Genomic DNA, 10,843 nt, shown 5'->3' on the forward strand with positions numbered 1-10,843 from the left:
ATGCGGTGATCCATCCCCTGGCTACGGCCGATCCGGTAGCGAGTGAGGCAGTGCTGCAGACCGGTACGCTCGGACTGACGAGTGGAATCACCGGCAGACGCTCTGTGGTGCGCAAGGAGGGCGGCAAGCGGAGCCGTGAGGGCTCTACCCTCGAGGATAAGAACTATATCGGCTATGCGACGGCTGACCGTCTGTCACCCCTTGCTCTCCGCGCTCCTGTCCTTGCTGACCGACTGTCTCAGGCGACTCATGGACTGGGACAGGTCTTCTCCATCGCTCCGTGTGCCGAGGAGGCAATCATTGCCGGTGGACACGAGGCACAGGCGGCATACTGGCTCGATGACTCTACGGCGAGGTGGGTCAGCTCCACTTTCTACCCCGCGGGTCTGCCATGGTATATCAGTAAGAGCAGTACAGTAGCGACCCGACTGGACAAGGGGTCGATCACCTGGCAGGCATCCGATCCGACGCTGTATGCTTCGCTTCTGCCTTTTGCAAGTAATGGAGCCTTTGCTTCCGACCATATATATACGAGAGCCTTCTCGTCCGTACAGGACCTGAAGCACTCCCCGGTGGTCAATGAGTATGTCATCCGTCTCGCTGAGGCGATCATCGACGGCGCCGGGCTGGGATCCGATGAGTCGGTCGATCTGCTGGCGCTCCACCTGACGGCAGGTACGCCACCCGGTGTCTCCGCCGGCATCTCTCCCGAGCTGCTGGATAGCTACTATCTCCTCGACCGTGCGGTAGGGGAGTTGATGGATCTTCTGGATCGGAAGTTTGGACGAGGTGAGGTCCTCCTGGCGCTAACCGGCAACGGCATGGCACGTCAGGAGCTGATCAGGAATGATAAGAAGCGGTATCCCACCTTCTCCCCCGAGCGCTGCCGAGCGATCACCAACATGTACCTCCATGCCAAGTATGGGATCAAGGGGCTGGTCACCGAGGTAACGGATCGGGGAGACCTTTACTTAGACCGCACATTGATCGAGAAGAGGGACGACCTCACTCTGGCAGAAGTACAGGACGCAGTTTCCTCCTTCCTCCTCGAGATGGCGGGCGTTTCCTACACGATCCCCGACCATACCCTACGCGATCTCCTCCCCGGGGATCGGATAGGGACTGCACGCCTGACTGCACTCCATAGTGCGCTCCCATCCCATCGGGCGGACGTCTTCGTGGGGATCAGCCCCGGCTATGTCGTCGAACAGGGTACAGAACCGGCTCAGCCGTCTTACGCTCCGATGCCGACGATCTTCATCCTCAGGGGAGCGGGTATCGAGCCGGAGGTGATCAGCGCACCGCTCGACCTCCGCAGGGTCTCCAGAGAGATCTCCCACGTCCTTCGTATCCGACCGCCGACGCCCTGATCGAGACTGATCAGATATTTTTTGTACCTTTCGACTCCCTCTGGAGTCCGGTACTCTCGAGAATGACAACGGATACACTTTTTTACTAGACAATATATATGAGTTTCTTTAAAGACTTACTTGCCGGCATCTTCGGCAACAAGTCACAGAACGACCTCAAGCAGATATACCCCATCGTCGATCAGATCAAGTCGACCTATGAGACGATCGATCAGCTGAGCCACGATGAGCTCAGGGCTCACACCGCTCGCATGAGACAGGATCTCCGCGACCATGTCGCCGAGGAGCAGAGCCAGATCGTAGAGCTGAAGGCTAAGGTCGACAGCGCTGAGCTGAGCGAGCGCGAGGCGCTGTGGGAGCAGATCGATGTGCTGGAGGAGAAGGTGAAGGATAAGCTGGAGGATAAGCTCAATGAGATCCTCCCCGAGGCCTTTGCCGTCATGAAGTCCACCGCGCGGCGCTTTGCAGAGAATAGCGAGATCGTCGTAACGGCGACGCAGTATGACCGGGATCTCTCTGTAGAGCACGACTTCGTCACCATCGACGGGGACAAGGCGATCTACAAGAATGAGTGGGAGGCCGGTGGTAACCTCACCAAGTGGGATATGGTCCACTACGACGTGCAGCTGATCGGCGGTATCGTCCTCCATCAGGGTAAGATCGCCGAGATGGCGACCGGTGAGGGTAAGACTCTCGTGGCGACGCTGCCGGTCTTCCTCAACGCCCTCTCCGGCAATGGCGTCCATGTGGTGACGGTCAATGACTACCTCTCCAAGCGAGATGAGGAGTGGATGGGACCGCTGTACCAGTTCCACGGCCTCACCGTCGACTGCATCGACAAGCATGAGCCCAACTCTATGGAGCGCAAGCGGGCGTACGACTGTGACATCACCTTCGGGACCAATAACGAATTCGGTTTCGACTACCTCCGTGACAATATGGCACGCCGCCCGGAGGATATGGTGCAGAGGGTCCACAATTACGCCATCGTCGATGAGGTAGACTCGGTGCTGATCGATGACGCCCGTACACCGCTGATCATTTCCGGTCCGGTGGAGTCTAAGGGGGATCAGATGTTTGAGGAGTTCCGCGAGGATGTGGAGTCCGTTGTCAATGCTCAGCGGACGCTCTGTACCCGGCTCCTCAACGAGGCAAAGAAAAAGATCGCGAGCGACGACCCGAAGGAAGTCGACGAGGGCTACCTGCTGCTCTTCCGGAGCTACAAGGGTCTGCCGAAGTACAAGCCGCTGATCAAGTTCCTCAGTACCGAGGGCGTGAAGAAGCGCCTCCTGGATACGGAGGGCTTCTACATGCAGGACAACAACCGTGAGATGCATGTGGTGACCGATCCGCTCTACTTCGTCGTAGATGAGAAGAATAACCAGATCGAGCTGACCGACAAGGGCTTCGACCTCCTGTCTCAGAAGAATGAGGATCCCGCCTTCTTCGTCCTACCCGATATTGCCGCCCAGATGTCTGAGCTGGAGAATAAGGAGATGAGCGAGGAGGAGAAGGCCGGCACTAAGGACGAGTTGCTGACCAATTACTCCGTCAAGAGTGAGCGTGTCCACACGGTCCAGCAGCTGCTGAAGGCTTACACCCTCTTCGATCGAGACGACCAGTACGTCGTGATCGACAATCAGGTGATGATCGTCGACGAGCAGACCGGTCGTATCATGAACGGACGCCGCTACTCCGATGGCCTTCACCAGGCGATCGAGGCAAAGGAACACGTGAAGGTGCAGCAGGCCTCGCAGACCAAGGCGACGATCACGCTCCAGAATTACTTCCGCATGTACCACAAACTCTCCGGTATGACCGGTACGGCTGAGACGGAGGCGAAGGAGTTTTGGGACATCTACAAGCTCGACGTCGTCGTGATCCCGACCAATCGCCCGGTGATCCGTAAGGACGAGAATGACCGCATCTACAAGACGGCAAAGGCGAAGTACAATGCCGTTATCGACGAAATCCAGGCGATTACCGAAGCGGGTCGTCCGGTACTGGTCGGCACCACGTCGGTCGAGATCTCAGAGCTACTCAGCAGGATGCTCGACCTGAGACACATCCCGCACAATGTGCTCAATGCAAAGCTCTTCCAGAAGGAGGCAGACATCGTCGCCCAAGCGGGGCAGTCCAGTACGGTAACCATTGCGACCAATATGGCCGGTCGTGGTACCGATATCAAGCTCTCCCCCGAGGTGAAGGCTGCGGGCGGTCTCGCTATCATCGGTACTGAGCGACACGAGTCCCGTCGTGTCGACCGCCAGCTGCGTGGTCGTGCAGGACGTCAGGGGGACCCCGGGTCGTCCGTCTTCTTTGTCTCTCTGGAGGATAAGCTGATGCGCCTCTTCGGCTCTGATCGTATGGCGAAGGTGCTCTCCACCATGGGACTCAAGGATGACGATATGCTTGTCTCCAAGCAGCTCAGCAATACTGTCGAGAATGCTCAGAAGAAGGTGGAGGAGAATAACTACGGCATCCGTAAGCACCTTCTCGAGTATGACGACGTGAAGAACGCCCAGCGAAAGGTGATCTACACCCGTCGTCGTCACGCCCTTATGGGCGAGCGCATCGGCCTCGATGTGATGAATACCCTCGAGCAGTCTGCGATCTATCTAGCTACGAAGCATGCGGGTGGCTCCTTTGATGACTTCCGCACTGAGGTCTACAAGGTCTTCGCCATCGAGTGTCCGGTCTCCGAGACTGATTTTAAGGGACTCGAGGCCAATGATATTGCCGCTCGTCTGATGGATGAGGCCTCTGCAACGCTGAAGCGTCGTATGGACCGGATGGCGGAGCAGGCCGATCCTGCTCTGCAGGCCTTCTATAAGGAGCACGGCTCTCAGGTGGAGCAGATCTACGTCCCCGTCACAGATGGTCGCCTGATGTACAATGTGGTGACCAATCTGAAGGAGGCGGTAGAGAGCAACTCGCAGAGCATCTCCAAGTCCTTCATGAAGACGATCCTTCTCTACACGATCGACGAGGCATGGGAGCGGCATCTGCTGGCGATGGATGAGCTGCAGAATGCTGTCCGCACCGCTTCGTATGAGAATAAGGACCCGCTGGTGATCTTTAAGGTCGAGGCGTATGACCTCTTCAAGCGCATGATCGATGACCTCAATGTGAAGATTACTGAGATCATTATGCGCGGTCACATCAATATCGCCACCCCTGAGGAGCAGGAGGCACGTCGTCAGGCGCAGGCCGCAAGAGCCGCAGCTATGGCACGTGCTGTCGCAGCTCAGCAGCAGGTGAGGATCGGGGAGCATCACGATGACCCCCGTGCCAACGACCGCAGCCGCTACCGTGAGCAGAAGGATGACTACCAGCAGCAGGCGGAGCAGCGCACCGAGGCTGGTCGCGCCGCCTCCGAGGCTGCTCAGGCGAATAACACCCCCTACCGAGCCGCCAAGAAGGTGGGCAGAAACGACCCCTGCCCCTGTGGCAGCGGCAAGAAGTTCAAGAACTGCCACGGCCGCAACCTCTGACCGTAACTAAGCACGATAATACTTAATCTAAGGACAGCCATGACGTACCCTGACTCCGGTGGAGATACAGTGGAGCGGAGTGGCTGTCCTTTTTTTATACACCACTTATGATATACTCAATGACCGGCTATGGGAGGGCTGAGCGGAGCGGTGAGGGAAGGAAGGTCACCGTGGAGATCTACTCTGTCAATAGCAAGAATGCGGATGTCAATGTCCACCTCCCCAATTATCTGCGAGCTCTGGAGCAGGAGATCCGCAAGACCACTACCAATCGATGCCTGAGAGGCAAGATGGACGTCTACATCAGCGTCGACCATCTTGAGACACAGGCGCCACTCACCATCGATGAGCGTGTCGCGACCACCTACTGGGAGCGACTGCAACAGCTGAACTCAGATACCGGCATCCCGCTGCCCCGGGATCCCATGAGTCTGATCATCGGCTTCCAGGGTGTGGTCCGCACGGCCGAGCTTGACCAGGCAGAGACGGAGAGTGACGGTCGCATCGTGATGGAGGCACTCTCAGAGGCGATCGACCACTTCACTGCCTTCCGGGCACAGGAGGGTGAGTCACTCTACCGAGTGTTCCAAGAGAATATCGAGGCGATCCGGACGCTCATCAGCTCCACAGAGCCCTACGAGCAGGAGCGCATCGATGCCGTGCGCGAGAGACTGGAGTCGGAGCTCCGTCGTGTGACGCAGAATAATTTCGATGCCAGCCGGCTCGAGCAGGAGATGATCTACTACATCGACAAGCTCGACGTGCACGAGGAGCGGAATAGGCTCATCAACCACCTCTCCTACTTCGAGAGCACCATGGACGGCGAGGTTGGACAGGGACGCAAGCTCGGCTTCATCGCTCAGGAGATCGGTCGGGAGATCAATACCTTCGGCTCCAAGAGCAACCATGCCACGCTCCAGAAGATCACCGTGAAGATGAAGGATCATCTCGAGCAGATCAAGGAGCAGGTGCTAAACGTCCTCTGACCCCTCCCCCTATGCACTCGCTCTATCCTCGCCGGAGCCTCTACTGCTGTCGACTCCTCCGATGGCTCCGTTACGGGAGGGGACACGGTGTCCACTCGCCGATGGCGTACCGGGTGGTCTGCTCTGTCGTGCAGCCCAGGTATGAGTACTACCTGCCCACCCCTGAGCAGGATCGCTTGGCGCTCTGGTATAGGCTTATTGCCCGCCTGGACTACGAGGTGACTGCCTATGGCGAGACCACTCCGGATCGGCAGGCGGCGATGGACTACGCCGCTCTCGCAGACAGCCGCATGAGGACTCTGCCGCTGAATGACCTCGGGACGATGGATCGCGCGCTGCTCTATACCGACAGTGCCGAGGAGGCCCTTCGCTTCCTACAGGTGCAGGGTAGGGCGGTCCTGCTGACCGATGTCCGGCGAGACAGGGCTGCTGAGGAGCGACTGCGTGTCCTGGTGAGGCGCATGACTCGAGGGATCGTGATCGACCTGTACGACCATGCCCTACTATTTAGCAAGAATGATAACCTTTACATTTACCGTAGTACAGTATAAAAATGGAAGAACAAAAGAAAAGCAAGCTCTACACCGGTCGCGGCGATAAGGGGAAGACCTCCCTCGTCGGCGGCAAGCGGGTCTCCAAGGCATCCCCGAGGCTGAATGCCTACGGTCAGCTCGACGAGCTCAATTCATACATCGGACTGCTTCGTGCCGAGCTGCCCTCCTCTCTGGGGCAGGATGATCTCCTGCAGGAGATCCAGGAGCGGCTCTTTACCTGCGGCACGCATATCGCCACGGACACGACCGATCCGGAGCTGCTGAAGTACTGCGGCAGCGGACTCTCCGAGGAGGACATCCACCATCTGGAGCGGATGGTCGATCGGCTTGATGGAGATTTGCCGAAGCTGAAGCAATTCATCCTCCCTGCCGGTGGTCGAGCCGCCTCCGTGGCACATATCTGCCGCACGGTGGCTCGGCGGTCGGAGCGCGATATCTACGCCTTCCTCGAGGCAGAGCCGACGGCAGAGATCGATTCCTCCGTCCTGCAGTACATCAATCGTCTGAGCGACTACTTCTTTGTCCTCGGGCGCGCTGCCGCTCGTGCCGAGGGCGGTCGTGAGGTGGTCTGGAAGGGGAGCAAGGAGGTCTTCTGACCTCCCCTCTGAGACCTTTGCAAAGGTCTTCCTCTGTAAGCACCTTGGACACACTGGTGCCGACTCCTTTTTTCCTATTACCGGGTTTAGTGATCACTATTACCGGGTTTAGTGTTCTCTATTACCGGTAATAGATTTTACGGACGGATGCACCCAGTAGCAAGTAAGAGGGGAGCTGCACGAGATCTCGTGCAGCTCCCCTCTCTTGCTTCAGGTCGGGGGCTTTTACTTGCAGCCCTCGGGGACGATCAGTTGCTTGGGATTGTCCTCTGCGATGGACTTGTAGTAGCTCTGGCTGTAGCCGGGCTGGTCGGGGAAGACGATCAGACCGTTCTCGGTCTCGAAGTGACCGTTTTTCTCCTTCTTGACATTACCATCGATGTACTTGACGATGAGGTACTGAGCCAGCTCGCGGTAGCGATCGGTGGCGCCATTGGCGCACTTGGCCGAGTACTGCGTCAGGTAGGCGACTGCGGCCTCACGACCCTGACTCTTCTCAATCTCGAGGGCGCGTGCCTCCACGGCAGCCTGGTTGTCGAAGAATCCCTTCTCCAGCTCTTGCTGTACGGGACGGATGTCGCGGATCATGTAGTCATACTTGCCGTAGCACATGTTGGCGACCCAGTTATTGATCCAGAAGGCGCTGGTCCACGAGAACTCGGTCATGCTACCGTTGCCGACGCGGAAGGTGAGGGGAGTCTCTGTGATGCAGCCGTACATGGGAGAGAAGACGGTGGTATTGGCATCATCGCAGCCAAACCACAGTACCGGACCTACGAGGTCGGGCTTACTGCTGCGGAGCTGAGCCACGAGGACGAAGCCGGTCTGCTGGGTGGCGATGGCGCGCTCATTGAGATACTCCTTGCCGTCGACCTTGAAGTTCATCGGTCTCCAGCGGTAGGGGACGCCATAGGTAGCGCCTGCATCCTTTGTCATATCCATGGGGGTACCCTCGTAGTGATCACGCATCATATTCTGCACGTCAGCGACAGAGAGCTTGCGATCAGGCACGACGTAGAGAGGCATCGGCTCAGCGTCAGCCTTATAGCCCATCACGAGGTCGGTGTACTGATCCATGCCCTTGTGGAAGCGATTGAAGTACGACCATACTCTCGCCTCACATCCACGGAGTCCACTGAAGGTGTAGGGATTGTAGACCTTCTGGAAGGAGAAGTCTGCGTCCTTACCCTTGTAGAGCCCCTTCTGGCGGGCGAAGGAGATGACGTCCTTGGAGTAGAGCCAGTTCTCCTTATCCTTGAAGTCGATCTTCTGGATCCGGGCCTGATTGGCGTGTGCGGTGATGGCGTTGTCGGGGATGCGGGTGGCTACCCAGACGGCACCCTTCTCGCCCTTACCCTTTCCGATCATCTCCATGAGCCATACCTCATTCTTGTCAGCGATGGTGAAGGTCTCTCCGGTGCTGCAGTACCCGTGGTCACGGACGAGACCGGTCATGACGTCGATCGCCTCGCGGGCACTTTTGGAGCGCTGGAGGGCAATGTAGATCAGGCTGCCGTAGTCGATCAGACCCTCGGTCCCCTCAAGCTGCTCCAGTCCGCCCCAGGTGGTCTCGGTGATGCAGACCTGGTGCTCATTCATATTCCCCACCACATTGTAGGTGTGAGCGACCTGAGGGATCTGTCCCTTGTACTCGCCCGAGTCCCAGACGTAGACATCCATCATGTGTCCCGGCTCCCAGTCACGGGCAGCCCAGTGGTAGAGCTCTCCGTAGAGGGTGTGGCTGTCGGCTGCATAGCTGACGATGACGCTCCCGTCGACGGAGGCATTCTTGCCGACGATGAGGTTGGTACATGCTTGGGAGCTCTGAGGAAGCAGGAGCGCTGATGCGATCACTGCACTCAGAGTCATACCCCACTGCAATAGTTTTTTCATAGGTTGCTTTGAGTAATCCTTATGATTGAACAAATGATTGAACTTGATACCGCAATATAGTCATTTTCCTCCGAATCAGCGTCACGTCTGTTTACAGTTCTATCGTCGTCTTGATCAGGGTCCGATCGTCCTGGTCGATGGTAAGGCTCGCGGTGCCGGTGTCCGTGTAGCTGACTCCCTTGATCAGGCTCTCGTACGTGGGCGCACCGAGGCTGGTGATCGACTTGATGGTGATGAGGTACACCGTATTGCGCACCACGGCGTATCGACCGATGGTCTCGAGGGAGGGAGCGACGTCATCACTGAAGTGTCTGATCGGGATGCAGTAGAAGGCGATCCCCTGAGCGTAGATCTTAAGATCCTCAGAGTCGTATCCCTCTGTGGGCATCTGGAGTAGGGGATCTCCGAGGCTGGGGGGCGTCGCTCCGGACTTGAGTGCGGTATTGATGGCGAGACCGATATTGAGGAACTCCTTCTGAGCGTCTGTGGGCTTGGGATCCGGTGCCTTGTAGGCAGTGACTGCTTCGGAATACTTTTTCTCAAACTTTACCCAGTCGTAGTTCTTGCCCTTGTAGGAGAACCAGGTCTTGTGGGAGTCTATGGCGCAGGAGGTCTCACTGGTCGTGGGCTTTACTTTTGCTTTCATCACCAGCCTCGTGACCGCCTGGGTGCAGAGGTCCTCTGGAGCAGTGGTATTCTCCGGCAGCACGATAGGCCTTGTGAGCTTCTTTGTGGATGAGTTAGCGCTGTAGAAGGAGACAAATCGTATCCTGACATCACTGTAGCAGAATTCTTCCCTGAGCTTATCCACACTCCACGACTTGAGTCCTGAGTAATTGTTGTCTTTCGGTATGGATAGATTGAGTTCTTTGTCCTCAGCAGTCTCGGGGAATAGCAGCAGGGTCTTATTCAGTACGTCGGGATAGAGCTCTACGTACCCTGCCGGGGTGACCTCCGACTCTCCGGGATCCTTCTCTACATTCTCATACCGGACCAGTACGGCAGCGTCGGTAGCCTTGAGGGTGATGCTCCCGAGCTGCAGGGGACTCGAGCCGATCGACTTGAGGAGTTCCTCCCTGGAGACTCTGGTCGGATTGTCGATATTTGTGGCTGAGCTGTATACCTTGGTGAAGTATCGCAGGTCATTCCCAAGCACTGTCTTGTCGGTAAAGTTTATGTCGAGCGGGCGCTTAAGCTCGCTGTAGTCCTTGCCGGGTGCCGTCGCGCTGATGATCGCCTGGGAGGGGGTGGAGAAGAAGATGATGGTGTAGTCTGCCGGGACTATCCCGCTTATGCCGGTGATGGATAGCAGTCCTCCTTTGCTCTCAGGATTGAGGAGATCGGTGCCCTCTCTCATGTCCTGGAATACTCTGATGTTTTTGTCAAAGGCGTAAGCCACTTCTGCCGGGTTGCCTGACTCGTCCTCCTTGTAGAGTACCACCCTGAGGCCGTTCATGGTCCAGAGCTGTCCCTTGTCCTCCATAAAGTTGTCCTCGGTCCTCAGCCGGGCGTCAGGTCGCTCGTGGGCGGCGACATTGAGGTCAAAGGAGATCGATGCAGTACCGGATGTGGTCGGCTCGAGGTCGTCGAGCTCCTGTCGCGGGCTGCTGCATCCTACTGCGAGAAGTGCCAGGGAGGCGAGTAGGGTACTCTTTAGTCTTTTCATGAGATACGTTTTAGTTATTGGTTACTGAGTATAATCTTATCTTGAGAGCTGTCCACAGTGTATCCCTGTGAGGAAAGGAAGTTAAGCGTGTACTTCCACTCCTTTCGGCTAAGCGTGGGAAACAGTTGCTTCAGCTCGTCCCTCCCGATACCCTCCTCTCCCCGGGAGAGTATCTCCTCCGTGATGTCGTGGATGAGCCTGTAGGTCAGTCTGTCAGACTTGTGAGAGAGACAGTAGTCGCAGTAGCCGCACGGGAGAGGAGCCTCCTCTCCGAAGTAGTCCAT

General features: G+C 57.2%; 7 protein-coding genes and 1 pseudogene. 5 read left to right on the top strand and 3 right to left on the bottom strand.

Annotated elements, in window-relative coordinates; all coding sequences use genetic code 11:
* From Q0F21_RS03115 to Q0F21_RS03135, 5 genes are all read left to right on the top strand, one after another.
* Positions 1 to 1,370: hypothetical protein (locus tag Q0F21_RS03115; RefSeq protein WP_297237322.1), on the top strand; the 1,370-nt coding region annotated here is incomplete at its 5' end.
* Between the two features lie 98 nt (positions 1,371 to 1,468).
* Positions 1,469 to 4,864, top strand: a complete 3,396-nt coding sequence (gene secA, locus Q0F21_RS03120) for a preprotein translocase subunit SecA (RefSeq protein WP_297237324.1) — start codon at positions 1,469 to 1,471, stop codon at positions 4,862 to 4,864.
* A gap of 107 nt (positions 4,865 to 4,971) precedes the next feature.
* Positions 4,972 to 5,850: a YicC/YloC family endoribonuclease gene (locus Q0F21_RS03125; protein ID WP_297237326.1), complete on the top strand. Its 879-nt coding sequence runs from the start codon at positions 4,972 to 4,974 to the stop codon at positions 5,848 to 5,850.
* An 11-nt stretch (positions 5,851 to 5,861) separates the two neighbouring features.
* Positions 5,862 to 6,401: a hypothetical protein gene (locus Q0F21_RS03130; RefSeq protein ID WP_297237328.1), complete on the top strand. Its 540-nt coding sequence runs from the start codon at positions 5,862 to 5,864 to the stop codon at positions 6,399 to 6,401.
* A 2-nt stretch (positions 6,402 to 6,403) separates the two neighbouring features.
* Positions 6,404 to 7,000, top strand: coding sequence for a cob(I)yrinic acid a,c-diamide adenosyltransferase (locus Q0F21_RS03135; protein ID WP_297237330.1), 597 nt, complete (start codon positions 6,404 to 6,406; stop codon positions 6,998 to 7,000).
* Between the two features lie 225 nt (positions 7,001 to 7,225).
* Here the strand turns inward: Q0F21_RS03135 and Q0F21_RS03140 are convergent, their stop codons facing one another.
* The 3 genes and pseudogenes from Q0F21_RS03140 to Q0F21_RS03150 all read right to left on the bottom strand — a co-directional run.
* Positions 7,226 to 8,869, bottom strand: a complete 1,644-nt coding sequence (locus tag Q0F21_RS03140; RefSeq protein WP_297237336.1) for a C69 family dipeptidase — start codon at positions 8,867 to 8,869, stop codon at positions 7,226 to 7,228.
* Positions 8,870 to 8,984: 115 nt separating this feature from the next.
* Positions 8,985 to 10,559 carry an Mfa1 fimbrilin C-terminal domain-containing protein gene (locus Q0F21_RS03145; protein WP_297237332.1) on the bottom strand — a complete coding sequence of 525 codons (1,575 nt, stop codon included), beginning with the start codon at positions 10,557 to 10,559 and terminating at the stop codon, positions 8,985 to 8,987.
* Positions 10,560 to 10,573: 14 nt separating this feature from the next.
* Positions 10,574 to 10,843: pseudogene (locus Q0F21_RS03150) on the bottom strand (RecQ family zinc-binding domain-containing protein); the annotation flags it as partial.

It is taken from the genome of uncultured Porphyromonas sp. (assembly GCF_934359325.1).
Lineage (GTDB): Bacteria > Bacteroidota > Bacteroidia > Bacteroidales > Porphyromonadaceae > Porphyromonas_A.